Origin of the sequence: Streptomyces sp. NBC_01288 (genome assembly GCF_035982055.1) — a bacterium.
In the GTDB taxonomy this organism is placed as follows: Bacteria; Actinomycetota; Actinomycetes; order Streptomycetales; family Streptomycetaceae; genus Streptomyces.
This window is the reverse complement of the sequence record NZ_CP108427.1, coordinates 6275526-6301911: the sequence shown is the minus strand read 5'-3', so window position 1 is coordinate 6301911 and position 26386 is coordinate 6275526. Positions and strand designations below refer to the sequence as shown.

At 71.1% G+C, this 26386-nt stretch carries 17 protein-coding genes; 10 read left to right on the top strand and 7 right to left on the bottom strand.

Translation table 11 applies throughout. From position 1 onward, the window contains the following. Nucleotides 1-13: 13 nt before the first annotated feature. Nucleotides 14-703, bottom strand: a complete 690-nt coding sequence (gene ftsE / locus OG194_RS28380; RefSeq protein ID WP_019065989.1) for a cell division ATP-binding protein FtsE — start codon at nucleotides 701-703, stop codon at nucleotides 14-16. 260 nt (nucleotides 704-963) lie between these two features. Here ftsE and OG194_RS28375 point away from each other — a divergent pair, with 260 nt between their 5' ends. Further along, a complete protein-coding gene (locus OG194_RS28375; RefSeq protein ID WP_043679302.1) occupies nucleotides 964-1155 on the top strand; it encodes a hypothetical protein in 192 nt (63 codons plus the stop codon). 115 nt (nucleotides 1156-1270) lie between these two features. Here the strand turns inward: OG194_RS28375 and OG194_RS28370 are convergent, their stop codons facing one another. The 4 genes from OG194_RS28370 to OG194_RS28355 form a co-directional block, all read right to left on the bottom strand. After that, complete coding sequence (locus OG194_RS28370) at nucleotides 1271-1879, bottom strand: hypothetical protein (RefSeq protein WP_327403617.1); 609 nt, start codon at nucleotides 1877-1879, stop codon at nucleotides 1271-1273. 324 nt (nucleotides 1880-2203) lie between these two features. Continuing rightward, nucleotides 2204-3310: a peptide chain release factor 2 gene (gene prfB / locus OG194_RS28365; RefSeq protein WP_327403616.1), complete on the bottom strand. Its 1107-nt coding sequence runs from the start codon at nucleotides 3308-3310 to the stop codon at nucleotides 2204-2206. A gap of 173 nt (nucleotides 3311-3483) precedes the next feature. Then, nucleotides 3484-4722 (bottom strand): serine/threonine-protein kinase, encoded by a 1239-nt coding sequence (locus tag OG194_RS28360; RefSeq protein WP_327403615.1) that lies wholly within the window; start codon nucleotides 4720-4722, stop codon nucleotides 3484-3486. A 177-nt stretch (nucleotides 4723-4899) separates the two neighbouring features. After that, the gene (locus tag OG194_RS28355; protein ID WP_327403614.1) at nucleotides 4900-6603 is read right to left on the bottom strand and encodes a serine/threonine-protein kinase; all 1704 of its coding nucleotides are present in this window, start codon (nucleotides 6601-6603) and stop codon (nucleotides 4900-4902) included. A 343-nt stretch (nucleotides 6604-6946) separates the two neighbouring features. Here OG194_RS28355 and OG194_RS28350 point away from each other — a divergent pair, with 343 nt between their 5' ends. The 8 genes from OG194_RS28350 to OG194_RS28315 all read left to right on the top strand — a co-directional run bounded on the left by OG194_RS28350 (nucleotide 6947) and on the right by OG194_RS28315 (nucleotide 22789). Further along, complete coding sequence (locus tag OG194_RS28350) at nucleotides 6947-10696, top strand: FHA domain-containing protein (RefSeq protein ID WP_327407234.1); 3750 nt, start codon at nucleotides 6947-6949, stop codon at nucleotides 10694-10696. Nucleotides 10697-10851: 155 nt separating this feature from the next. Further along, the gene (locus OG194_RS28345; RefSeq protein WP_327403613.1) at nucleotides 10852-12237 is read left to right on the top strand and encodes an ABC transporter substrate-binding protein; all 1386 of its coding nucleotides are present in this window, start codon (nucleotides 10852-10854) and stop codon (nucleotides 12235-12237) included. A gap of 7 nt (nucleotides 12238-12244) precedes the next feature. Continuing rightward, a complete protein-coding gene (locus tag OG194_RS28340; protein ID WP_327403612.1) occupies nucleotides 12245-13585 on the top strand; it encodes a carbohydrate ABC transporter permease in 1341 nt (446 codons plus the stop codon). Continuing rightward, on the top strand, nucleotides 13582-14490 hold the full coding sequence (locus OG194_RS28335; RefSeq protein ID WP_327403611.1) for a carbohydrate ABC transporter permease: 909 nt from the start codon (nucleotides 13582-13584) through the stop codon (nucleotides 14488-14490). Before OG194_RS28340 ends, OG194_RS28335 begins: the two co-directional genes overlap by 4 nt. Before the next feature lie 155 nt (nucleotides 14491-14645). Further along, nucleotides 14646-16907, top strand: coding sequence for a bifunctional glycosyltransferase/CDP-glycerol:glycerophosphate glycerophosphotransferase (locus OG194_RS28330; protein ID WP_327403610.1), 2262 nt, complete (start codon nucleotides 14646-14648; stop codon nucleotides 16905-16907). 152 nt (nucleotides 16908-17059) lie between these two features. Continuing rightward, on the top strand, nucleotides 17060-19252 hold the full coding sequence (locus OG194_RS28325; protein WP_327403609.1) for a bifunctional glycosyltransferase/CDP-glycerol:glycerophosphate glycerophosphotransferase: 2193 nt from the start codon (nucleotides 17060-17062) through the stop codon (nucleotides 19250-19252). A gap of 7 nt (nucleotides 19253-19259) precedes the next feature. Next, nucleotides 19260-21494 carry a bifunctional glycosyltransferase/CDP-glycerol:glycerophosphate glycerophosphotransferase gene (locus OG194_RS28320; protein WP_327403608.1) on the top strand — a complete coding sequence of 745 codons (2235 nt, stop codon included), beginning with the start codon at nucleotides 19260-19262 and terminating at the stop codon, nucleotides 21492-21494. Next, the gene (locus OG194_RS28315; RefSeq protein ID WP_327403607.1) at nucleotides 21491-22789 is read left to right on the top strand and encodes a hypothetical protein; all 1299 of its coding nucleotides are present in this window, start codon (nucleotides 21491-21493) and stop codon (nucleotides 22787-22789) included. Before OG194_RS28320 ends, OG194_RS28315 begins: the two co-directional genes overlap by 4 nt. 93 nt (nucleotides 22790-22882) lie before the next feature. Here the strand turns inward: OG194_RS28315 and OG194_RS28310 are convergent, their stop codons facing one another. Then, complete coding sequence (locus OG194_RS28310; protein ID WP_019056748.1) at nucleotides 22883-23296, bottom strand: organic hydroperoxide resistance protein; 414 nt, start codon at nucleotides 23294-23296, stop codon at nucleotides 22883-22885. Nucleotides 23297-23431: 135 nt separating this feature from the next. Here OG194_RS28310 and OG194_RS28305 point away from each other — a divergent pair, with 135 nt between their 5' ends. Further along, a complete protein-coding gene (locus OG194_RS28305) occupies nucleotides 23432-23905 on the top strand; it encodes a MarR family winged helix-turn-helix transcriptional regulator (protein WP_327403606.1) in 474 nt (157 codons plus the stop codon). On the opposite strand, the gene OG194_RS28300 is transcribed toward OG194_RS28305, so the two are convergent. Continuing rightward, a complete protein-coding gene (locus OG194_RS28300; RefSeq protein ID WP_327407233.1) occupies nucleotides 23865-26246 on the bottom strand; it encodes a glycosyltransferase family 39 protein in 2382 nt (793 codons plus the stop codon). The two genes, OG194_RS28305 and OG194_RS28300, sit on opposite strands and share 41 nt — an antisense overlap. Between the last annotated feature and the right edge of the window lie 140 nt (nucleotides 26247-26386).

Genomic DNA, 26386 nt, shown 5'->3' with positions numbered 1-26386 from the left:
GGTCGGTCGGCTGTCAGTGCTGGTAGCCGTAGACGCCACGCGCCTGGTCACGGACGAGACGGCCGCCCTCCAGCTCGATGACGCGCTTGCGCATCTGGTCCACGATGTTCTGGTCGTGCGTCGCCATCACCACGGTGGTGCCCGTCCGGTTGATCCGGTCGAGGAGCTTCATGATGCCGACGGAGGTCTGCGGGTCGAGGTTGCCGGTGGGCTCGTCCGCGATGAGGAGCTTGGGCCGGTTCACGAAGGCTCTCGCGATGGCCACACGCTGCTGCTCACCACCGGAGAGTTCACCGGGCCTGCGGTCTTCCTTGCCGCCGAGCCCGACGAGGTCGAGCACCTGGGGCACCGACTTGCGGATCTCGCCCTTGGACTTGCCGATGACCTCCTGCGCGAAGGCCACGTTCTCGGCGACCGTCTTGTTCGGCAGCAGGCGGAAGTCCTGGAAGACGGTCCCCAGCTGGCGGCGCATCTGCGGCACCTTCCAGTTGGAGATGCGGGCGAGGTCCTTGCCCAGCACGTGCACCTGGCCCTGACTGCACCGCTCCTCGCGGAGGACCAGCCTCAGGAAGGTGGACTTTCCGGAGCCGGAGGACCCCACGAGGAACACGAACTCGCCCTTCTCCACTTCCAGGGAGACGTCCCTGAGGGCGGGGCGGGTCTGCTTGGGGTAGACCTTGGAGACACTGTCGAATCGGATCACGGGTGCACCACGGGTAGCCGGGGGTAGGTGAGCGTGACCATACGCGACCCGGGTGTGCCCGCGCAGTCGGCGTCCGGGGTTGTGCGACGCTTGCACGTTTTGTCGCCGATTTGAAGGGCTGGAACGCACAGGGTCGGGGCAGGATAAGGCGAGCCGCGCCGAATCCCGCGGAACCTGGCACAGTGGAGGGGAACGTTCGGGAACGTTCTCGTGTCCCGCGGCGTTGTGTCTGTGATAGCCGGTGCAAGGAGGGCGAGCGCATGACGTACGACCGGTTGGTGTGCGCGAACTGCGCGGCGCCCGTGAACGAGGGCCGCTGTCCCGTCTGCCGCGCGAACCGCGAGCGGCTACAGCAGGAGAATCCCTGGGGCAATCTCAACCCCATGGCGTTGATCGCCCTGCTCGCGGTACTGATCGCGGCGCTGGCGCTGGTGGCGCACCAGACCGCGTAAGCGGCCTGTCACCGCGTAGGCGGCCTGTACAAGGACATGCAGAAGGGCCCGGAGCGACACGCTCCGGGCCCTTCGTCGTACGACGTGCGTACGGTCCGTACGGGGACGGCTACCGTCAGGCGATCGTGCCGCCGCGGTTGCTGCTCGCGAGGCGCGGGAGCACGCGGAAGGCGATGCCGCCGGCGATCATCGTGGCGGCACCGATCAGCAGGAACGCGGTCTGGCCGGCGCCCGTCTCGGCGAGCTCACCGCCGTTGCCCTGGGCCGACGTGTCGGAACCGGTGTCGGTGAGCGCGGAGGTGCCCGCCTCCTGGGCGGAGGAGCCGCCGTCGGGGTCGGTGTTGTTGCCGCCGGTGGAGCCGCCGGAACCGCTGGTGGCGGTGTCCGAGGGGGCGGCCGTGGTCGGCTCGTCCGTCGGCTCGGTGGGGTTGTCGGTGGGCTCGGTGGGCTCGTCCGTGGGAGGGGTCGAGGTCGGCGTGGCCGGCGGCGTGCTGTCCGGGACGCTCGGGATCCCCGAGTCGGTCGGAGTCGCGGGCGGAGTCGACTCCGGAGGAATCGTCGGGTCGTCGTCGGTGGTGACCGACACGTTGAGGCCGTCGTCGCCGCCGAGGCTCACGCCGATACCGACCGCCGAAGCGGCACCGGCGGCGGTCAGCGAGGCGCCGCCGGCGATGACAGCGGTGGCCGCTATGCGTGCGACACGGATCCGCGTCTTCTTGGTCATTAGGTTGCTACCCCCAGTAGCTCGTCGTCAGGGTGGCGCGTCGGTGTCCGGGGCCGTGATCGACGGGGGTGGCAGCTGGCGAAAGCTCACGTCCCCCGGTTCACATGCGCCCCGGAGACACGCATGCCACGCTTCACCCTTCCCAGTTTTCACAGCAACGTCAAGGCCGTTGCGAGCGCAATGTCCAACTACGGGTTCTTTGCTGGGGGATGGAACCTGTGAGTGTGATGTAAAACCCAGACATCAGGGATCAAGAGCGGGACGAAAAAGGCAACTACCGCCCGGTGGGCGGCAGTTGCCTTGTCGACAAAGTCATCCTCGAAGTTACTTCTCCTGCTGCTTGCGCCAGCGAATTCCGGCCTCCAGGAAGCCGTCGATCTCACCGTTGAACACGGCCTCGGGGTTGCCGACCTCGTACTCGGTGCGCAGGTCCTTGACCATCTGGTACGGGTGCAGGACGTACGAACGCATCTGGTTGCCCCAGGAGTTGCCGCCGTCGCCCTTGAGGGCGTCCATCCGGGCCTGCTCCTCCTGACGACGGCGCTCCAGCAGCTTGGCCTGGAGCACGTTCATCGCGCTGGCCTTGTTCTGGATCTGCGAGCGCTCGTTCTGGCAGGAGACGACGATGCCGGTGGGGAGGTGGGTCAGGCGCACCGCGGAGTCGGTGGTGTTGACGCCCTGGCCGCCGGGGCCGGAGGACCGGTACACGTCCACACGCAGCTCGGACTCGTCGATCTCGATGTGGTCGGTCTGCTCGACGACCGGCAGGATCTCGACACCGGCGAAGGAGGTCTGACGGCGCCCCTGGTTGTCGAACGGCGAGATCCGGACCAGGCGGTGGGTGCCCTGCTCGACGGAGAGCGTGCCGTAGGCGTACGGCACGTGCACGGCGAAGGTGGTCGACTTGATGCCGGCCTCTTCGGCGTACGACGTCTCGTAGAGCTCCGTCTTGTAGCCGTGGCGCTCGGCCCAGCGCAGGTACATGCGCTGGAGCTTCTCGGTGAAGTCGGAGGCGTCGACGCCGCCGGCCTCGGCGCGGATGGTGACGACGGCCTCGCGGGAGTCGTACTCGCCGGAGAGGAGGGTGCGGACCTCCATCTCGTCCAGCGCCTTCTTGACGGCGGTCAGTTCACTCTCCGCCTCGGCGCGGGTGTCCGGGTCGTTCTCCTCCTCGGCCATCTCGAAGAGGACCGAGAGGTCGTCGATCCGGCTGCGCAGGGCCTCCGTCTTGCGGATCTCGGCCTGGAGGTGGCTCAGCTTGCTGGTGACCTTCTGCGCCGCCTCCGGGTCGTCCCACAGGGAGGGCGCTGCCGCCTGCTCCTCAAGGACGACGACATCTGCCCTCAGCGTGTCCAGGTCCAGGACGGCCTCGATCGACTCCATGGTCGAGGAGAGGGACTTCAGCTCTTCGGATACATCGACGACTGCCACGCCTCCAGCGTAACGGCTCCGCCAAGCGGGGAGCGCCGGGCCTGAAGCCGGGCTCTGTTCCGTCCACCCCAGCCCGTCCGGCGTTTGAGGCCGAGGCCGTTCAGGCCGACCGGGGGTCCAGGGGGCGGAGCCCCCTGGGGTGGGACGGGTAGGGGCGGCGGGGGCGAAAACCCTTACGGCGAAGCCGGTGCCGAGTTCTTCGTGTCCGGGGAGTCCCCGCCGGAGTCCCCCGACGTCGCCGCCCACGTACCGATCCCGACCGCCGCGACCAGCACCACCCCCGCCGCCGCCAGCGTCAGCCGCCGGCGCCGCGTCGCCGCCCGGTGCCGGGCCGAGCCGGGGCGCGGGGCGCCCGCCGGGCGCGGGGCGCGGGCCGTGCCGCGCGGGCCGCCTGCCAGCTCGTCCGGTGCCGGGACCCGCATCGACGTATGGGTGTCCCGGTTGGAGTCGGCGGGCTTGGCGCCGGGGACCAGGGGCACGGCGCCCCGGCGTACCCGCTCGCTGCGCGCGGGCGCGGCCGCCGGGGTCTCCTCCTGCTCCGCTTCCTCCTCCTCGGTGTCCGGCTCGTCGACGTCCAGCGGGGGCATTCCGGCCAGCATGGGCAGTTGTTCGCGCAGGCGGGCGGCGAGTTCGGAGGCGCGCAGGCGGGAGGCCGGGGCCTTCGCCAGGCACTGGACCATCAGCTGCCACAGCTCGTCGGGGATCCCGGGCAGCGGTACGACGGTCTCGGTGACGTGCCGTCGTAGGACCGCACCGGGGTGGCCGCCGCCGAACGGGGTGAATCCCGCGAGGAGTTCGTACAGGACGGTCGCCAGGGCGTAGATGTCGACGGCCGCGCGCGGGGGCAGTCCCTCGACGATCTCGGGGGCGAGGTAGTCGGGCGTGCCGATGATCTTCGTGGCGCGGGTGCGGCGCGGGGAGTCGATGAGTTTGGCGACCCCGAAGTCGGTCAGCAGGGCGGGGTGCGCGCCGCCGGGGCCGAGCGGGCCCTGCATGTCGAGGAGGACGTTCTCCGGTTTCACGTCCCGGTGGACGACGCCGGCCGCGTGGGCCGCCGCGAGTCCGTCCGCGATGTCGGCGACGATCGCGACCGCCGCCTCGGGGGAGAGCCGGCGTTCCCGGTCCAGGCGGGTGCGCAGATCCGTGCCCCGGACCAGGTCCATGACGAGGGCGAGGTCGTTGCCGTCGACGACCATGTCCCGTACGGACACGATGTTCGGGTGCTCCAGGCCGAGCAGGGCCGTGCGCTCCTGCACGAAGCGGCCGACGAGTTCCTGGTCGGACGCGAGGTCCTCGCGCAGCAGCTTGACGGCGACGGGCCCTTCCGGCCCCTCACCCAGCCACACCGTGCCGGCACTGCCCCGCCCCAGGATCTGGTTGGCGGTGTACCGGCTGCCGATCTTCCGTGCCAAGGCTGCTCCTACCGACGCGTGTGTCGCTAAAACTACGCGTCGGATGAGCCAACCTTCACCGCCGAGGCGGAAATCACCCACTGGGTGTCGACAAATCCCCAACCCAGCGTCCGACAAGGGCGATTCGGGGGTCAATTGCCGACCGCGTCCAGAGTCGATTGCCGAGCGCGTCGAGAGTCAGTTGCCGGTCGCGGAGCTCAGATCCTTGACCCAGCCGCTGACCTGTCCGACGACGTGGCTGATCTCGTGCCAGTAGCTCCTGCCCGTGCCGATCCAGTCCTGAAGCGGGGTCAGCTCCCAGACCAGCCAGCCCGCGACGAACAGCAGGACGATCGTGAACAGGCAGCCCTTGAGGCAGCCCAGTCCGGGGATCTTCATCGGGTTGGCGCTGCGCTGCCGCGGCTGGCGGGGCTCGCGGGCGGGCTCCGGCGGCCGCTGGGGCTGCTGGCGGCTCGGCGGGGCGTACTGCTGCGGCTGGTGCTGCTGCGGATGGCCGTAGCCGCCGCCCTGCTGCTGCGGCTGCTGGCGCTGCGAGGGGCGCTGCTGCGGGCGTTGCTGGGCGGCCTGGCGGGGTTGCTGCTGGGGCTGCTGCGCGCGGGAGACCTGGCGCTGGGGGCGGCGGCGCAGCGGGTCCTCGCCCGGGTCGAGGTAGGGCTGGAACTGGGTCTGTTCGTTGCGGTCGCGGGCGGCGCGCAGCTGGTTCTGCCAGGGGTGCGGCTGCTCGGGGCCGGCGGCGGACTGGTTCTGCTGGTTCTGCTGGCCGTACTGCCCGGCCTGGTTCTGCGGCATGACCGTGGTCGGGTCGGCCGCGCCGCGGTTCGGCATCACGGTGGTCGGGTCGGCGGCGCCCACCGGGCCACTGGTGTGCGGGAGGACGCTGGTCGCCGCGTTCGGGTCGTAGGCGCCCGCGCTGTGCGAGAGGACCTGCGTCGGGTCGGCGGCGCCGGGCACGCCCGGTACGGCGGCGGGGGCCGGGTCGGGGGCCAGCAGCCTGCCGACGTTCTCGGCGGCGGCGATCTGCGCGGAGTTCGCGTGCACGCCGACGCCCTCGGCGACGACGCGCAGGCCGCGGGCGAGGTTCTCGGCGCTGGGCCGCTCGTCCGGGTTCTTGCGCAGGCAGCGCTCGATGACCGTCCACAGCGGGTCGGGGACCGTCGAGGGGCGGCGCGGTTCGGCGCTCAGGTGCTGGTGGAGGACTTCGAGGGCGGAGCCGCCGGAGAACGGCGGGTGGCCGGTGACCAGCTCGTACATCAGGATGCCGGCGCCGTAGATGTCCACGGCGGAGGTCTGCGGGCGGCCCTCGGCGGACTCCGGCGCGATGTACGCGGGCGTGCCGACGAACTCCTGCGTGCGGGTCAGGCCCGGGGAGTCGGCGAGGCGGGCGATGCCGAAGTCGGTGAGCAGCGGGTACATCTGGCCGCCGCCCTGCTTGAGCAGGACGTTCGCCGGCTTCAGGTCGCGGTGCACGACACCGTCGGCGTGGCTGGCGGCCAGCGCGTCGGCGATCTGCGCGGTGAGCAGCGCGGCGCCGACGGGGCTGAAGGGGCCGTTCTCGCGGAGGTAGTGGTGCAGGTCGGGGCCCTCGACGAGGTCCATGACGAGCGCCAGGAGATCGCCTTCCACGACGAGGTCGCGGACTCTGACGATGTTCGGGTGGGTCAGGCGCAGCAGCACCGACCGCTCGCGCAGGAACCGCATCACGATGTCGGGATCGCTCGCGAGCTCTTCTTTAAGAACCTTGATCGCGACGGTCTCGCCGGGCTGTCCCTGGACGGCTGCCTCGGCGCCCGCGGTCTCACGCTGGCGGGCCCGCCAGACGGTGCCCGTGGCGCCGCGTCCGAGTGGCTCCTCCAGGAGGTACTTGCTGCCTACCGGCCGCACGTCTGCGCTCCCTGCTGCTTGCCTGTGTTCCGGTCCACTGTAGTGCCGCCCCTCTTGCGGCTACCTACGTAAGCATCGCCGTACATGTTCGAAGGAAAGACGCTCTCCCTGGTCTCCCGGTTGCCCCAATGGTCACCGAAGGCGGACATGACCGGTCTCACTCGATCACCGGTGCGGCACTGGTCAGGCACTTTTGGGGACAGAGCTGACCAATCAAGATCACTTGCTGCCGGGCCCCGGGCGAGTTGTCAGTGGCAGGTGCGAGGATGCGTGCAGTACTGGCCGATTGCTCGCGCGGGGTGGGGGAAATTCCGTGCCCGGGCAGAAGGGACCGCTGACGGCGATGCAGATCCGGCTGACCGTCGTAGACCCGTTGGGGCCGCCCGCGCAGCCGCGGGGCCGCTCCGCGAGTCGCGATGTGCTGGTCACCGCGCCCGCCGGCACGGCCCTGGCCGCGGTGGCGTCCGCGCTGGCCTCGGCGGTCTCCGCCGACGGGGCCGCGTCGCAGTCCGAGCGGAGCCGTGAGTCCGGCGGCCCGATCGTGCTGTACGCGGGCGTGGAGCGCCTCGACACCCAGCGCTGCACCCTCGGCGAGCCGCCGCTGACGGACGGCGCGGTGCTGTCCCTGGGCGCCCCCGCCGAGCCCGAGGCGCATCCCGAGCTGGACGACGCCCCGACCCAGCTCCATGTGGTCGCGGGCCCGGACGCGGGCGGGGTGCACCTCCTGCACGGCGGCCAGATCCACATCGGCCGCTCCGGCGACGCCGACGTCCCGCTGGACGACCCGGACGTGTCCCGGCTGCACTGCGCGGTGACGGTCGACCCCGGAGGCCGTGTCTCGGTCGCCGACCTGGGCTCGACGAACGGCACGACGCTGGCGGGCACGCGCGTGGGCGCCCGCCCGGTGCGTTTCGCCCCGGGCGCGCTGCTCCGCATCGGCGAGTCGGCCCTGCGGCTGACCCCGTCCGGCGGCCCGGGAGCGCGCGCCGAAACGGCCCCCGACGGCGAGGGCCACGTGCGGGTGTCCCCCGGCACCCCGGCCGCCGCCCGCAGCGAACCCCTCGTCGTGCCGGGCCAGGGCAGCGCCCCGAGCATCGAGCACCGGGTCGTCCACGAGGGCGGCGACACCCACGCGGGCCGCTTCGGCGTGTTCGGCGAGCCTCTCGGCGACGAACGGTCGGAGGGCGCCGAGGACGTGTTCTCCGCACCTACGACGACCTCCCGCATCCCCCCGTACGACGACACCGACGACGCCCACACCGGACGCAAGGGCACCCCTCTCCGGGGCACCGACGTACCGCAGGGCGTGCGCAGGCGCGGCGGCATCGGCAAGTGGGCGCGGCGCCTGACGGGCGGACGCGGCGAGTCGAGCACCGAGGGCCCCGAGTCGGCGTACGACACCTCTTGTGACGGCGAGGTCGCCGACGAGAGCGTGCCGACCCCGCCCGTAGTCCTCCAGCAGCCGGACACCTGGCCCGACCCGGCGGCCCTGCTGCTGACCGCCCTGGGTCCGGGCCCCCGCCTGTGGGAGCGCGCCCCCGGTCACCCCGAGGCACTCACGGTGCGGCTCGGCACGGCGGACCGGGCGACTCCGGACGGCTCGGCGCTGCTGCCCGCGGTGCCGGTGACCTCCGGGCTCCGCGAGGTCGGCGCGCTGGGCCTGGCCGGTCCGCGCGCGCGGCTCTCGGGGCTGGCCCGCGCGGTGGTGGCCCAGCTCGCCGCGCTGCACTCCCCCGACGCCCTGGAGATCGTGCTGATCAGCACGGACCGCGCGCGTACGGTGGCCGAGCGCACCGCCGAGTGGTCCTGGCTCGGCTGGCTGCCGCACCTGCGCCCCGGACACGGCCAGGACTGCCGGCTGCTGCTCGCTTACGACCGCGAACAGGCGACGGCCCGGACGGACGAGCTGCTGCGGCGGCTTGAGGACCACGTCATGGACGCTCGGGGCGGGAGCCGACCGGGTGTCACCTCGGGCGCGACCAGCACCTCCGGCCGTCGTACTCCGGGCATCGGCGCGCAGCGCGGCTCGGCGGAGGGGCGGTCGGGTCTCTCCTCACCACACAGTTCGCTCGCCTCACAACACGGCTCAGCCGAAGGCCAGTTGAGTGCCGCCGCACGGCACACGGCCGACGACCGTCAGCAGCGCGGGGCGACGGGCGGCTCCGGGACCCCGACCACGTACAACACCACAGACGACGCCCACCACCACCGCTCCGGCACTTCGGACGACCCGGCCTCCGGTGCCACCCGGCCCCGGCCCGCAGGCTCCGACAGCTCCGCCGATTCCCTCCGCGGCGCCGCCCACCGCCCCGCGTGGGCCCGCACCGACGACGGTGACGGCTCGGCGGACGGTTTCGTGGGGCCGTACACCGTGCTCGTGGTGGACGGTGATCCCGGTGGCGCCGATGTGCGCGAGGCGGTGGCGCGGCTGGCCCATGACGGGCCTCGGGCCGGTATCCACGTCGTGTGCCTCGCCGAGACGGAAGCGGCCTCGCCCGTGTCCCCCGTGACGGAGACCTACGAGGCGGCCTGCGCGGCGGCGCCGACGTTCCGGGAGTGCGGGGCGGTCGCGCTGCTGAGCGGTGATGTCGCCACGGCGCTACGGCTGTTGCGGGTCGCGCACGGCGGTACGGGGGTGTCTCGGACCGGCGGTACGGGAGTGACGCGAACCGGCACGGAAGCGGCACGACTCGGTGCGGAGGCATCCCGACCCGGTACAGGCGCGTCACCTCCCCGCACAGAGCCGTCACGCCCCGGCCAGTCCGACCCCGACCAGGCAGACCTCGGCCAGAACGCCCCCTCCCGCCCCGGCCCCGTAGGCAATGGCACCATCGCCGCCGTGGACGCGGTGTCCCTCGCCTGGGCCGAACGCTTCGCGCGGGCGCTGGCGCCGCTCCGGGCGGACGGGCCCGCGAACGAGCGGCACGCGCGTGTGTCGGCGCCGTTGCCTCAATCGGCGCGGTTGCTGGACGAGTTGGGGCTGGCGCGGGCCACCCCGGCGTCGCTGCTGACGCGGTGGGCGGATGCCGGGGACGACAAGGACGCGGTCGGCGGGCGGGCCTGGGCGGTGCTCGGGGCCGGGCCGCGCGGGCCGGTTACCGCGGACCTCGCCTCCGAGGGGCCGCATCTGCTGATCGAGGGCCCGCCGGGCAGTGGCCGTACGGAGTCGCTGCGGGCGGTCGTCGCGTCCCTCGCCGCCGCCGAGCGCCCGGACCGGCTGGGCATCGTGCTGATGGACGGGCGGGACAGCGTCGGCGCTGGGGGTACCCCCTCTGGGGGAGGAGGGCACGGTGAGGGCCTGCGGGTCTGCACGGACGTACCGCATGTGACCACCCATCTCACCGCCAACGACCCTGTGCGCATGCGGGAGTTCGCGCAGTCGCTGAGCGCGGAGCTGAAGCGGCGGGCCGAGTTGCTGGGCCGGATCGGCTTCGTCGAGTGGCACTCGCGGCACGAGGTGTCGGGGCGGATCATCTCGCAGCGCGGCACGTCCGGTGCCGGGGATCTGGAGTCCCCGACCAGTTCGACGATCCGGCTGCGTCCGTCGGCGGCGGCGCGTCAACAGACGGAGGCGGCACCGCCGTTGCCCCGCCTTGTCGTGGTGGTCGACGACCTGGACGCGCTGGTGAAGCCCCCGCTCGGCTCCCCCGGGCGCCCGGCCGCCGGCTCGGTGATACGCGCACTGGAGGCGGTGGCCCGCGAGGGCGAGCGCCTCGGCGTGCACCTGGTGGCGGCGGCCGCCGTAGAGGCGCGTACGTCGGAGACGGAGCCCGCGCGGCACATCACCCTCCGGGTCAGCCTCGACGCGACGGCCCAGGGGCCGGACGAACCCGCCCCGGGGCGTGGCCGGTTGACGCTGCCGGACGGCCGGTCGACCCCGTTCCAGGGTGGCCGTGTGACGGGCCGTATCCCGCGTACGGCGACGCTCCGGCCCACGGTCGTGCCGCTGGAGTGGCAGCGCATGGGCGATCCGCCGGCCCGCCGCCCGGTCCGCGAACTGGGCAACGGGCCGACGGACTTGGCGCTCCTGGCCAGCGCGCTGGAGCGGGCCACACGCTCGGTGTCGGCGGCGGAGGTGCCGTCGCTCCTCTGATCGTTCACAGGTTGCCCACACAACCCCACGTCACGACCCAATCACGATCGCGTACTTGACAGCGAACGCCATCTTGCCGCGTTCAAGTACCGGGCGTAGACCAGTGCGCACGGAAGCGTTCGAGCGTTCGACGAGGAACGAAGAACGGGGCAGTGATGCGCAGCACGAGCAGCACACACCGGACACGCACCACCGTACGTACAGCGGCAGTTGTCGCCGCGGGGGCACTGACGCTCTCGCTCGCCGCCTGTGGAGGAAGTGACAACAAGAGCGACAGCGGCAAGTCGAGCAGTCCTTCGGAGACCGCCGGAACCGTCACCCTCCCGAAACTGAACGGCGCGAGCCTCGAAGTGGCCGCCGTGTGGACGGGTGCCGAGCAGAAGAACTTCAAGGCGGTGCTCTCCGAATTCGAGAAGCGCACAGGGGCCAAGGTCACCTTCGTGCCCGCGCAGGACCCGATCATCAACTTCCTCGGCTCGAAGATCGCGGGCGGCCAGCCGCCGGACGTCGCGATGCTCCCGCAGCCCGGCGCCATCAAGCAGGCCGTCGACAAGAAGTGGGCCAAGCCCCTCGGAGCCGACGCGCTCGCGGAGTTGCAGAAGAACTACTCGCAGGGCTGGCAGGACATCGGCAAGGTCGACGGCAAGCAGTACGGCGTCTACTACAAGGCCGCCAACAAGTCGCTGATCTGGTACAACGCCAAGGTCTTCGCGAACGCGGGCGCCAAGGAGCCCAAGACCTGGGCGGAGTTGCTGACCACCGCGCAGACGGTCTACGACTCCGGGGTCACCCCGTTCTCGATCGCGGGCGCGGACGGCTGGCCGCTGACCGACTGGTTCGAGAACGTGTATCTGTCGCAGGCCGGGCCCGAGAAGTACGACCAGCTCGCCCAGCACAAGATCAAGTGGACGGACCCCTCCGTCAAGCAGGCCCTCACCACGCTCGCCCAGATCTGGGGCAAGAAGGCCTATATCGCGGGCGGTCAGAACGGCGCGCTCCAGACCGAGTTCCCCGCGTCCGTCACCCAGACCTTCAACGGCGGCGACCAGCCGAAGTCCGCGATGGTCTACGAGGGCGACTTCGTGCAGGTCAACATCGGTGAGACCAAGGCGAAGGTGGGTACCGACGCGAAGGTGTTCCCGTTCCCGGCGGTCGGCTCCACCTCGCCCGTGGTCTCCGGCGGCGACGCGGCCGTCATCCTGAAGGACTCCAAGGCGGCCCAGGCGCTGGCCACTTTCCTCGCCTCACCGGACGCGGCGACGATCCAGGCGAAGCTCGGCGGCTATCTCTCCCCCAACAAGAACGTGCCGGACTCGGCGTACCCGAACGCGGTGCAGCGGACGATCGCCAAGTCGCTGATCGCGGCCGGTGACGACTTCCGCTTCGACATGTCCGACCAGGCCCCGCAGTCCTTCGGCGGTACGCCCGGCAAGGGCGAGTGGAAGGACCTCCAGGACTTCCTGAAGAACCCGACGGATGTCGCGGGCACGCAGGCGCAGTTGGAGAAGGACGCGGCGGCGGCGTACGCGAGCGGGAGCTGAGCCCGAGATGGCATCGGCAGCGGCGGAGGCCCCCGGGGCCTCCGTCCCTCCCCGCAACCGCAAGAGCGTGACCGGCACCCGCAGGACCGTGGCAGTGCTGTTCCTGCTGCCCGCCCTGGTGCTGCTGGGCGCGCTCGTGGTCTACCCGATCGGGTACTCGCTGGTCCGCAGTTTCGGCAACCAGGCCGGTGACGGTTTCGCCGGATTCGACAACTACAAGGCCCTGTTCACCGACGACGGCATCCGCACCGCCCTGAAGAACAACGTCATCTGGGTGATCTTCGCGCCGACGGTCGCCACCGCCCTCGGTCTGATCTTCGCGGTGCTGACCGAACGGGTGCGCTGGGGAACGGCGTTCAAGCTGGTCGTCTTCATGCCGATGGCGATCTCGATGCTGGCCGCTGGCATCATCTTCCGCCTCGTCTACGACCAGGACCCGCACAAGGGTGTCGCCAACGCGGTCTGGGTCGGCGTCCACGACACGTTCGTCTCGTCGTCGGCGTTCCCCAACGCCCACCCGGGCCGCGAATCTCCGCTGAAGGTGGACCACGGCGGCTTCATCACCAGTACGACGGTCCATACCGGCCAGACCGTGGTCCTCCCGCTGGTCGGCGTCGCCCCCGACCAGATGCCCGACGGCGCCAAGAAGGCCGTAGCGGCGAAGCCTGAGCCGGGGAAGATCACCGGCACGACCTGGCAGGACTTCACCCGCGGCAAGGGCGTCGGCAGGCTCGGCGGGGTCGACCCGTCCGAACTCGGCTACGGCGGCATGAAGATCGAGGCGGTGAAGGACGGCAAGGTGGTCGCCTCGACGAAGGCCGCGGGCGACGGCACCTTCACACTGCCCGCCAAGGCCGACGGGGCCCAACTCCGGCTCCCGGCAGGCAACTTCAAGGCGCCCTACAACGGAGTGGAGTGGCTGGGCCCGTCGTTGGTGACGCCGGCCATCATCGGGTCGTACGTGTGGATGTGGGCCGGGTTCGCGATGGTGCTGATCGCGGCCGGACTCGCGGGTGTGCCACGGGAGTTGCTGGAGGCGGCGCGGGTCGACGGTGCCAACGAGTGGCAGGTGTTCCGGCGGGTCACGGTGCCGTTGCTGGCGCCGGTGCTCGCGGTCGTCGCCGTCACGCTGATGATCAACGTGCTGAAGATCTTCGACCTGGTCTTCATCATCGCCCCGGGCTCCTCGCAGGACGACGCGAACGTGCTGGCCCTGGAGCTGTACCGGAAGGGCTTCTCGGAGGACCAGCCGGGGATCGCCAGCGCGATCTCGGTGTTCCTGCTGCTGCTGGTGATTCCGGTGATGCTGTTCAACGTGCGTCGGCTCAGGCGGGAGGTGCGGCGATGACCACGGATGCCGGAACTCTGGGAAAGACAGGGCCCGTTGAGGTCGTCAAGGCGCGGGAGTCGCTCGGCTCCCGGCTCGCGGCGGCGGCGAGCGGGGGTCTGGTCCGGGTGTTCCTGATCCTCGTCGGCCTGTTCTGGCTGGTGCCGACGCTCGGGCTGCTGCTGTCCTCGCTGCGCAGCCCGGAGGACATGAGCGCGAGCGGCTGGTGGAAGGTCTTCAGCCAGCCGTCCCAACTCACCCTCCACAGCTACAAGACGCTGCTGGAGAACAGCGACATCACCAACTCGCTGTGGAACACCGTCCTGATCACCGTCCCGGCGACGATCCTCGTCGTGGTGATCGGCTCGCTCGCGGGCTACGCGTTCGCGTGGATGGAGTTCCCGGGCCGCGACTGGTGGTTCCTGGGCGTGGTCAGCCTGTTGGTCGTGCCGGTACAGGTCGCGCTGATCCCGATCGCCGAACTCTTCGGAAAAATAGGCCTGTTCGGGACCATCTTCGGGGTGATCCTGTTCCATGTGGGGTACGGGCTGCCGTTCGCGGTGTTCCTGCTGCGGAACTTCTTCGCGGAGATCCCGCGCGAACTCCTGGAGGCGGCCCGGCTGGACGGCGCGGGCGAACTGCGGCTGTTCGCACGGGTCGTGATGCCGCTGGGCGGGCCCGCGATCGCCAGCCTGGGCATCTTCCAGTTCCTGTGGGTGTGGAACGACATGCTGGTCGCGCTGGTGTTCACCAAGTCGAGCACCCAGCCGATCACGGTCGCACTCCAGACGCAGGTACGCCAGTTCGGCAACAACATCGACGTGCTGGCACCCGGTGCGTTCATCTCCATGGTGATCCCGCTGGCCGTGTTCTTCGCGTTCCAGCGGCAGTTCGTGACCGGCGTGATGGCAGGTGCGGTCAAATAGCCACAAAACACGCATAGTTCGAAGGGGTGGGCCGTCACCGGCCCGCCCCTTTTCGTTCACCGTGCGTCCCCCGTATGCCGTACCCGGCGTAACCAAGTCACTCCATCGGCCGTTCCCGGGCAGAACGCCCGCGCCGACCGACCCATGGATGTCCCTTGCCCAGGTTCAGTGTCATTGTCCCCGCGTACAAGGTGCAGGCGTACCTGCACGAATGCCTGGAATCGGTGCTCTCCCAGTCGTACCCCGATCTTGAGCTGATCGCGGTCGACGACTGCTCGCCGGACGCCTGCGGCGCGATCATCGACGAGTTCGCGGCCCGCGACGCCCGGGTGCGCGCCGTCCATCTCCCCGAGAACCAGGGCCTCGGCCGCGCCCGCAACGCCGGTCTGGAACAGGCGACCGGCGACTATCTCGTCTTCCTCGACAGCGACGACACGCTCACGCCCGACGCGCTGCGCGCGATCGCCGACCGCCTGAAGGAGACCGGCGACCCGGACGTCCTGGTCTTCGACTACGCGCGCACCTTCTGGTCGGGCGAGGCCCAACGCAACAAGGTCGCCGTCCAGTTGACCGAACAGGGCCCGGCGCCCTTCCGGCTGGAAGACCGCCCGGGGCTCCTGCGGGTCATCATGGTGGCCTGGAACAAGGCGTACCGACGGGAGTTCGTCGAGCGCGAGGGCTTCGCCTTCCCGCCGGGCTACTACGAGGACACCCCGTGGACCTACCCGGTCCTGATGACGGCGGAGACGATCGCGACCCTCGACCGGGTCTGCGTCCACTACCGCCAGCGCCGCCAGGGCAACATCCTCGGCACGACCAGCCGTAAGCACTTCGACGTCTTCGACCAGTACGACCGGGTCTTCGCGTTCGTCGACGCACGCCCCCAACTCGCCCAGTGGCGGCCGGTGTTGTTCCGCCGCATGGTCGACCATCTCGCGACGGTGTTCACCAAGCCCGACCGGCTCCCGCGAGGCACCCGCGCCGAGTTCCTGCGCAAGGCCCGTGCCCACTACCGCCGTTACCGCATCCCCGGCACCCCGGTCCCGCTGCGCACCCGCATGCGCCACACGCTCGTCCACTTCGGCGTCCACCGCACGTTCCGCGCCCTACAGAAGGCGATGAGCTGGCGCCGCAGCGCGGTCAAGCTCACCGCGAAGGCCCTGCGCGCACTCAGGGCGGCGATCCTCCAGCTCCACTACCGCGTCCAACTCCGGCTCCCGCTCAGGGATCGCGCGGTGTTCGCCGCCTACTGGGGGCGCGGCCACAGCTGCAACCCGGGCGCGCTGGAGAGCGCGTTCCGCACCCACGCCCCGCACATCCGCACCGCGTGGATCGCCCGCCCCGAGCACCACCACACGATCCCGGCCGCCACCCGCAGGCTGCGCCCGAACACCGCCTCCTACTGGACGGCGCTGGCCCGCTCCAAGTACCTGGTGAACAACGTCAACTTCGACCGCCGGCTGATCAAGCGCCCCGGCCAGGTCATGATCCAGACCCAACACGGCACGCCCCTCAAGCACATGGGCCTCGACCTCCAGGAACGCCCGGCAGCCGCACGGGACATGGACTTCGGCGAACTCCTCAAGGGCGTCGACAAGTGGGACCACGTCCTGTCCGCCAACCGCCACACCACCCTGACCTGGGAGCGCGTCTACCCCGGCAGCTACACCACGCTCGCCTACGGCTACCCGCGCAACGACGTGTTCCAGCAGGCGACTTCGGCCGACGTGGCCCGGCTGCGCGAGTCCCTCGGCATCCCGCGGGACACCATCGCCCTCCTCTACGCCCCGACCCACCGCGACTACCGCCGCGTCCAGCGCGCCCACCTCGACCTGGACCGCGTGCTGCGCCGCCTCGGCCCGCGCTTCGTCGTGCTGGCCCGCGCCCACTACTGGCACGAGGGCCCCCTTGCAGCCCACGCGACCGGCCGGATCATCGACGTCACCGACCACCCCAGCGTCGAGTCCCTCTGCCTCGCCTCCGACGCGCTGGTCACCGACTACTCGTCCCTGATGTTCGACTACGCCAACCTCGACCGCCCGATCGTCATCCACGCCGACGACTGGGAGGCCTACGAGGCGGCCCGCGGCACCTACTTCGACCTGCGCTCCTTCCCGCCGGGCGCGGTCGCGCGCAGCGAGGACGAGCTGATCGACATCTTCGCGACCGACCACTGGCGCGGCTCCCGCTCGGCCCAGCTGCGCGCCGCGTTCCGCGAGCGCTTCTGCCCCTACGACGACGGCCGCGCCGCCGAACGGGTCGTACGCCACGTGGTGTTGGGTGAAACGGACCTCCCGCCGGTCGTGCCGCTCGCCGAGCGCCACCCGGTGCCGTCGGCCGCCGCGAGCCCCACGCGCTCCCCGCTCGCCACCGTGCCGCAGCCCACCGCGTCCCAGCCCGTCACCGACCGCCTCTGAACGCCGTTCCCACACCGGGGAGTTCGCATGCCATCAAGCCCCTCGCGACCCACGCCGACCCGCCCGACCACCTGGCGCCCGACCGGACGCCCCGGGGCCTGCCGCGCGCACTGACCCGGAACTCCCCTCCGGACCACTGGAGAAAGAACAGAATGCCCCGCTTCAGCATCATCGTCCCGTCCCACGGGGTCGCCGGCCGGCTGTCCCTGGCCCTGGACTCGGTCCTCGCCCAGTCCTACGGCGACTTCGAGCTGATCCCGGTCTGCGACGCCCCCGGCTCCCCGGCCGCCGACGTCGCCACCGGCCACGCCGGGCGGGACTCCCGGGTGGCCCCGGTCAACTCGCCACCCTCCGCAGGCCTGAGCGGGGCCCGCAACACCGGGCTACGGGCGGCGACCGGCGCCTACGTCCTGTTTCTGGACGGCGACGACACCCTCGCCCCGGGCGCACTTGCCGCGTTGGACGCCCGGCTGACAAAGACCGGTGACGTCGACGCCCTGTACTTCGAGCACGAGCGCACCCCGTGGTGGGAGGGCGAGCCCACCAACCCGGCCGCCCCACTGCTCGCGAAGACCCCGGCAGGCGCCTTCTCCCCCGGCCAGGCACCGCAGTTGACCGGCGTGCAGCTCCCGGCGTGGAGCGCGGCCTACCGCCGCGCCTTCCTCACCGACCACCAACTCACCTTCCCCGAGGGCCGGTTCACCGACCTGGGCTGGGGCGGCCTGGTCACCGTCGCCGCCGAGCGGGTGGCGGTACTGCGCTCGGTCGTCGTCCGGCATCTGCTGCGGAGGCAGGGCAGCCGGCTCAACCTGCCGGGCGAGCACCACCATCAGCTGCTCGACCAGGTGGAGTTGGTGCTCGACGCGGCGCACGATCTGGCTCCCGAGCGGTCGCACGCGCTGTTCGAGCAGCTCTTCGCCGTGGTCCTGAAGACCGCCTCCCGGCCCGAGCGGCTCCCCTCCGGGCACCGCGCCTTCTTCCGCCGGGCCGGACGGCTGTACCGGAGTCACCGGCCCGCCGATTTCCGCGCGCCGGGCGGGAGTCTGAGAGTGCAGCACCGGCTGCTGGCGTCGGGGGCGTACACGGCGTTCAAGGCGCTGCGCGGCGCCAACCGGTCGGCGTCGGGGGCGGCGGAGCGGGTTCCTCGCCCCCGGATGCTCCGCACGCGCCTGCGCTACGCCCGCGACCTGCGCCGTCGGCTCGACCCCAACTTGGCGGTGTACTGCGCCTATTGGGGCCGGGGCTACGCGTGCAGCCCGGCCGCGATCCACGCCAAGGCTCGTGAACTCGCCCCGCACATCCGCTCGGTGTTCCTGGTCGAGCCGGACGCGGTGGACGCCGTACCGAAGGGTGTCGAGCACGCCGTCATCGGCAGCCGGAAGTACTGGGAGGTGCTGGCGCGGGCCAAGTACCTGGTGAACAACGCCAACTTCGCGGAGGGCGTCGTCAAGCGGCGCGGCAGCGTGCACGTCCAGACGCAGCACGGGACCCCGCTGAAGAAGATGGGCGTCGACCAGTCGACGTACCCGGTGGTGGCCGCCGCGACCGGCAGCTTCGCCAAGTTGCTCGGCCGGGTGGATCGTTGGGACTACAACATCTCCTCCAACCGGCACTCCACCCAGATGTGGGAGCGCGCCTTCCCCGGCTCGTACGAGGCGTTGGAGTACGGCTATCCGCGCAACGACGTCTACTACACGGCGACGGCGGACGAAGTGGCCCGCGTGCGGCGGGAGTTGGGAGTCCCGGAGGGCAAGACGGCCGTCCTGTACGCGCCCACCCACCGCGACTACCAGACCGGCTTCGACACCGGCCTCGACCTGGAGGCCTTCTGCGCGGCGGCCGGCGACGACGTGGTCGTGCTGCTGCGCGCCCACTACTTCTACGACCAGGGCCGCGCGAAGAGCAGCGGCCGGATCATCGACGTGACCGGGCACCGCTCCTCCGAGGACGTGTGCCTGGCCGCCGACGCGCTGGTCACGGACTACTCGTCGATCATGTTCGACTACGCCAACCTCGACCGGCCGATCGTCGTGTACGCCGACGACTGGGACGTCTACCGGGAGACGCGGGGCGTCTACTTCGACCTCATGGAGGCGCCGCCGGGACCGGTCGCCCGGACGCCCGAGGAGTTGGCGCAGGTGTTCCGCGACGGCTCGTACGCGGGGGTGGAGTCCAGCGCCCTGCGGGCCGAATTCCGGTCCCGTTTCTGCGAGTTCGACGACGGACTGGCCGCCGAGCGGGTCGTACGCCGGGTGTTCCTCGGCGAGCCGCCGGAGACCGTGCCGCCCGTGGTCCCGCTCGCGGAACGCGTCCCGGCCCCTGCCGCCACCCTCGTAAGGAGCTGAACCCGAAGTGCCCCGCTTCAGCGTCATCGTCCCCGTCTTCAAGGTGCAGGGCTTTCTGCGCGAGTGCCTCGACTCGGTTCTGGAGCAGTCGTACCAGGACATCGAGGTGATCGCCGTGAACGACTGCTCGCCGGACGGGTGCGGCGCGATCCTCGACGAGTACGCGGCACGCGACCCGCGCGTCCAGGTGCTGCACCTGCCGGAGAACGTCGGTCTCGGCCGCGCCCGCAACGCCGGAATGCCCCTGGCCACCGGCGACTTCCTGTTCTTCCTCGACAGCGACGACACCCTCACGCCGGGCGCGCTGCGCGCGATGGCCGACCGGCTCGACGCGAGCGGCGACCCGGACGTCCTGGTCTTCGACTACGCGCGCACCTACTGGTGGGGCGGCACCCGGCGCAACGTCCTCGCGCACGTCCTCACGGAGGTCGACGGCACCTTCACGGTCGCCGAACACCCGGAGATCCTCGACCTGTTGATGGTCGTGTGGAACAAGGTGTACCGCCGGGAGTTCGTGCACAAGCACGCCTTCGAGTTCCCGCCGGGCTACTACGAGGACACGCCCTGGACGTTCCCGGTGCTGCTCAGCGCCGAGCGGATCGCCACCCTCGACCGAATCTGCCTGAACTACCGGCAGCGGCGCCAGGGCAACATCCTGTCCACCACAAGCCGCAAGCACTTCGACATCCACGACCAGTACGAGCGGGTCTTCGCGTTCGTCGACTCCCGCCCGGAACTGGCGAGTTGGCTACCGTACCTGCACCGGAAGATGGCCGAGCACTGTCTCGACATCCTCGGCAAGCCGGACCGGCTGCCCCCGTCCGACAAGGCCGAGTTCTTCCGCCGTACGGCCGAACTGTTCGCCAAGCACATGCCTGCGGGCGCGAAGGCGGACGGGAAGGCGGACGCCGAAGTCCGTGCTCTGGAAGGCAGTTACACGCTGTACCGGGTGCGGCGACAGGCGGGGCGGGCCGCCCGGCAGCTCGAACGCCGGGCATTGCAGGCCCGTAAGTCGGCGGCCGGACGCGTCAAGGGCGGTTTGTCCGCGCTGTACGCGCGCCGGTCGCTGGACCCCAACCTCGTTGTGTACTCGGCCTTTTCGCACCGCGGGGTCCTCGGCGACCCGGCCGCCGTCTACCACAAGGCGCGGGAGATCGCCCCGCACCTCCGGGGCGTGTGGGTCGTACAGGACGTGGAACAGGCCGCGTTGCTGCCGCCGAATGTCGAGCACGTTCTCCTCAACACCGTGCGGTACCGCCAACTCACCGCGCGGGCAACGTACTTCGTGAACAACGTCAACTGGCCCGGCACCCTCACCAAGCGCCCCGGCAGCGTCCACATCCACACCCACCAGGGCACCCCGCTCAAGTACATGGCGGCCGACCTGCTGGACAAGCCCGGCGGTCGCTACGGCGTCGACGTCCCGCAGATGCTGCGCCGGGCCGACCGCTGGGACCACAGCCTCGTCGCCAACCGGCACTCAGAGCTGGTGTGGGAGCGGGCGTATCCGTGTCACTTCGCCTCGGCGCGGACGGGGAGTCCGCGCAACGACGTCCTCGTCGGCGCGACTCCCGGAGCGGGGGCGGCAGTTCGGGAACGGCTCGGCATCCCCGCCGGGAACACCGTCGTGCTGTACGCGCCGACCCGCCGCGAGTACGTCCGGGGCGGGCACGTCGACCGGCTGGACCTGGCCCGGTTCGCCGAGGATCTCGGCCCGGAGCACACCCTCGTCGTACGGCTGCACCCGTCCCTCGCGACCGGACCCGCGCGCGGGATGGGCCTCGCGGACCTGCACCGGCGTGGAGTTCTGGTCGACGCGACCGACGAACCCTCCGTGGAGGACGTCATGGTGGCGTCCGACGCGCTGGTCACCGACTACTCGGCCCTGATGTTCGACTACGCCAACCTCGACCGGCCGATCGTGCTGCACGCCGACGACCGGGAGGCGTACGCGGCCAGCCGGGGTACTTACTTCGACGTCACCGCCGCGCCACCGGGTCATGTGTCCGGTTCCTACCGGGAGTTGGCGTGGGTCTTCGCGTCGGGTGCCTGGCGGGACGAGGACTCGACGCGGCTGCGGGCCGAATTCCGGTCGCGGTACTGCGAGTTCGATGACGGGAAGGCCGCCGAGAGGGTCGTACGGATGCTGCTTCTGGGCGATGAGGGCTGGCTGCCGGGGGCCGAGTCCGGTGCGCGGGTGCCCTCTCCTGCCAGTGGGCACGACCAGTTGGCGTCCTCATGAGGCCGCGTACCTGGGTGCTGGTGCTGGCCGCGGTGTTCGCGGTGCTCCAACTCGCCAATGTCACCGGGCGGGCGACCCCCGACACGAAGAACTACCTGTCGTACGCGATGAGTCTGCGCGGTGCGAGCGAGCGTGAGGCGGCGACCGTCGCCATCGACTACTCCTGCGCGAGTCAGGGGGAGATGGCGCGGCGCGACCAGAGCGTGAACCCGCTGAACTTCCACGGCAAGGACCCCGCCGCGCGGGTCGCGAAGAAGTGCCGGGACGCGGAGTGGCGGGGGGTGAACGCACGGCTGCGGGCCGGGCAGACGGGCGGGTTCATCACGCCGTTCACGTCCGAGCGGTTCATGCGGATCTTCGAAGTGCGGCCTGGATACCCGGTGTTCCTGGTCCCGTTCGTGACGCTGCTCGGGCCGGTCTGGGGGATGTGGTCGGCGAGTGTCGTCCTCACGGTCGCGGGTGGGATCCTTGTCTTCCTGATCCTGCGCACGCTGTCCGTGTCGGTGCCGCTCGCGCTGACCGGGCAGGCCCTCTACTACGTGCTGCCGTGCGGGACGACCTCGATGCGGCCGATGACCGAGGGGCTGATGACGGCCCTGACGCTGGCTGTGGTGTGGGGCTGCGCGCTCGTGCTGAAGGGGCAACGTACGCGTGTCGGGCTCGCGTTGGTCGGCGGCTCGTTGGTGCTTCTCTTCACCGTCAAGCACTCGCAGTCCCTGTTCCTCGGGCTGTGCCTGGCCGGTGCGGGTGCGGTGGTCGCCGTAGGGCGAATGCGGCGTGGGAGGGCGCCGGGGCGGGCGTTGGTGACGGTCGCCGTGCTCGGGGCAACTGCCGCGCTGGGCACGCTGGTTCTGGCGAGTGCCCTCCACTACCCGTCCCAGACCGACAGCCTTCAGGACCTGCTCACCGATCACTATGCCCGGCCCGACCGCACGCGGCTGTGGCCCGAATTCCTGCACCTGGAAGCGAACTTCTGGGTGGAGTGGACTCGGCAGCAGTTGTGGCAGCCGATGCTGGTGGCCGCGCTGGGTGCGGGGGTGTGGGGTGCGGTGCGGCGGCCGGCGTTCGGGGTGTTCCTGATCGGGGCCGCGTTCACGGGGATTCTCACGCAGGCCGCGCATCCCGATGTCAGCGTGTGGGGTGGGCGGTTGATCGTGCTGGTGTGGTTGTTGCCTGTGGTGGGGGTGCCGTTGTTGCTGGAGAGTGTGGTGCGGGGGAAGGCGGCCGCGGGTGGGGCTGTGCCGACTCCCGTTCCGGGGCAGGGAGTTGGGGAGCACGCTCACTCGGTGCGGTGAGGTGGGGTGCGGTGAGGTGAGGTGCGACTAGGTGGCCGACGGCGTGTATGCCGTCGGCCACCTTTGTGCCGGGTCGCGGGAGGGTCGTAGGGACTACTCGATGACGAGGTCGACCTCGATGTTGCCGCGGGTGGCGTTCGAGTAGGGGCAGACCTGGTGGGCGGTCTCGACCAGCTTGCGGCCGGTCGCCTCGTCCACGGTGTCGGGGAGCTCGACGCGCAGGGTGACCTTGAGGCCGAAGCCCTCGCCCTGCTTGCCGATGCCGACCTCGGCGGTCACGGCCGCGTCGGTGACGTCGACCTTCGCCTGCCGGCCGACGAGGCCGAGGGCGCTGCCGAAACAGGCGGCGTAGCCGGCGGCGAACAGCTGCTCAGGGTTGGTGCCCTGGCCGTTGCCGCCCATCTCGACCGGAATGCCGAGCTGAAGGTCGATCTTGCCGTCGTTGCTGACCGCGCGGCCGTCGCGGCCGTGGGTGGCGGTGGCTACGGCGGTGTAGATCGCGTCCATGGAAACCATCCCTCTCGGAAGTCTGTACGGAGGTGGCCGGTCCGGGTGTGGTGTCCGGACCGCCTCACGACGACAAGTAGAGCACACAATTCAATTGCCCACAACTAAATGGCCCGCTAGCGCTATCCTGGGGGCATGACCACGACTCCCGCCGCCTCCCCCAGCACCGACTGGCTCCGCCTCGACCAGCAGATCTGCTTCTCCCTGAACGCCGCGTCGCGCGCCTTCGGCGGTGTGTACCGGGTGATCCTCAAGGATCTCGGGCTCACGTATCCGCAGTACCTGGTGATGCTGGTGCTGTGGGAGCACGGCGAGCTGCCCGTCAAGAAGCTCGGCGAACACCTGCGGCTCGACTCCGGCACGCTGTCCCCGCTGCTCAAGCGGCTGGAGACGGCGGGTCTGGTACGGCGTGAGCGCAGCGTCCGTGACGAACGGTCGGTGGAGGTGCGGCTCACGGAGGAGGGGGTCGCGCTGCGCGAGCGGGCGGTGGAGGTGCCTCGGCGCATCCTGGGGGCGACGGGGTTCGACCTCGATGAGATCCGGGCGCTGCGGGAACGGCTTGACCAGCTCACGGGGGCGTTGGATTCGGCGACGTTGGACGAGGCGTAGGTGTAGGTGTAGGCGTAGGCACCGACTGGATCGGCTGCGTGGATTGCGGGGGCATCCGGCGGATGTAGAGGGCGAGCTTCACGCGTCCTCGTACGTACTCCTGTCTTCGCGCGAACTCCCCGTCCACGACGTCGAGTTTGACCCGGTCGGTCGGGTCACCGGGTACCCAGCGCGGGGGCAGCAGATTCGACTGCGCGACGACCCAGACCCGGTCCACCCCGGCGAGCCGCGCCCGCAACTCCCCCGGCCTCACCTCCCGCCCACTCAGCGTCCCGGACCTCGCCCCCGACTCCCCCAACGCCAGATCCCGGGCCCCTACGAACGGCCCCGGATACGCCAGCGCCGTCACCCGCCAGAACGACGGCAGGAACAACACCGGGTCACCGGGGTGCAGTTCACGCCCGGCGAGCGCGGAGACGGCGGCGAGATTCTCGGGGCGGTGGGCGGCTGAGCGGTCGCTCTGGTAAGCGGGGAGGCCGTGGAGGAAGGGGGCGGTTGCGGCTAGGACGCCGGCGAGGGTGATGAGGTTGGCGCGGGTGGCGAGGAGGGTTCGGCGGGGTGGGTAGGGGTTGGTCATGGGGCCGATAGTCGGGGGGCGGCGGGCGTCGGGGCGCGGGAGGCTCGTACGGTCAACTCCGGTGAGAGATGGGCGGCTTGTGGCTGCGGCTGCGGCTCGTGTCCGGCCTCCAGCTCCGGCTTCGCCTGCGCCTCCGGCTCTGCCTCGGGCTCCGGCTCCGGCTCGGGCGCCGGCTCCGACTGCGGCTCCGTCTCGGGCACCGGCTGCGGTTGCGTCTCGGGCGCCGCCTCCAGCTCCGGCTTCGCCTGCGCCTCCGGCTCTGTCTCGCGTTCCGTCTCGGGCTCCGGCTTCGGCTGCGGCTGCGGCTGCGGCTGCGGCTGCGGCTGCGGCTGCGGCTGCGGCTGCGGCTGCGGCTCCACCTTGGGCTCCGACTGCGGCTGCGGCTCTGGCGCCGCCTCCAGCTCCGGCTTCGCCTCCGCTTCCGGCTCTGTCTCGGACGTCGGCTCGGGCGTCGGTTCCGTCTAGGGCTGCGGCTGCCGATCCGTCCTGTGCGTCAGTTTGGGCTCCGACTCCAGCTCCGGCTGCGGCTCCCTCTCGGGCTCCAACTGCGGCAGCGGCCGCGGCTCCGTGTTGAGCGTCGGCCCAGACCCCAGCCCCAGCTCCGGCAGCAGCTCCGCCTCGGGTCTCCGCTCCCACTCCGAATCCGGCCCCGGCTCGGGCTTCAGCTCCGACTCCGACCCCGTCTCGGGCTCCGACTCCAGCTCCGACGCCACCCCCAACTCCAGTCCTACGGTCGCCCCCCAGCCCGTGACCACCCGCGCTCACCGCGCCCACCAACTCGCGGCGACTCCCAGCCCCAGCCACCACCCGCTCGACCTCCGCGCGCCGACCGCTCGGCACGCCCCGCGCCTCCAGCCACAGCCACCTCACAGCCCCCACCACCCGATCCGCCCCCGCCGCCACCAGCAGCGGCGCTCCCGCCAGCGCATACAGCACATACCGCTCGTGGAACAAGGGCCGGAATTGAGACACCGTCAACAGGAGCACCGGCGGCACCAGGAGCAACGGCAGCGCGACCGACGCGAGCCGGTTGGAACCGAGGCCGAGGAGGATCAGGAGGATTGAGGCCCAGAAGACGAGGCCGGTCGGGGCGACGGCGAGGAAGTCGCGGGCCAGCCCTTCCGTCGTGTCCCAGTCCGGGATCCTGAGCCAGGCCACCTGCGCGGACTGGCGTTGGGAGACCCAGGCCAGGGGCAATAGGGCACCCCCGGCCACACTCACCGCACGGGCCCAGCCGAGCCACGTCGCCCTGGGCACCCGAGCCGCCGCCAGGGTCAGTACGTGGGCGCAGAGCACCAGGACCGCGAACTCGTGCAGGAGAAAGGTCACGGCGAGGACAGCGCCGTACGGCCACCATGAACGCCCTTCCAACGCCCTCACCAGGAGCAGCGTCGCCCAGGCCACGCCCGCCGCGACGAGGGCGTAGGAGCGGCCCTCCTGGGCGTAGTGGCCGGTCAGCGGAGTGATCGCGTAGAGGAGGCCGGCCCAGAGGCCGACGCGGGGGCGGGCGAGGCGGACGCCCAGGGCCGCGACGAGGCCCGCCGTCGCCGCCGCGCCGCACACCGATGGCAGGCGGAGGGTCACCTCGCCCGGGTGGACGGTGAGGACGGCGTGCATGAGGAGGTAGTACAGGCCGTGCACCGCGTCGACGCCGTGCAGCAGGTGCCAGATCTGCGGCACCGTGCGCCGCCCGACCAGGAACGTGACGGCCTCGTCGCCCCACATCCCGCCGCGGTCGAGCCCCCACAGTCCCAGCGCGAGCATGACGACCACCGGCACGACCACGGCCACGCCCCCCGCACGCGTCCGTCGCCCGCGCCTGTACTCACCCTCACCTTGACTGTCCACCTGGCTGATTTTGTACTGTTAGCAAGCTCTTACCGACGATTGACGGTGTATTAGCA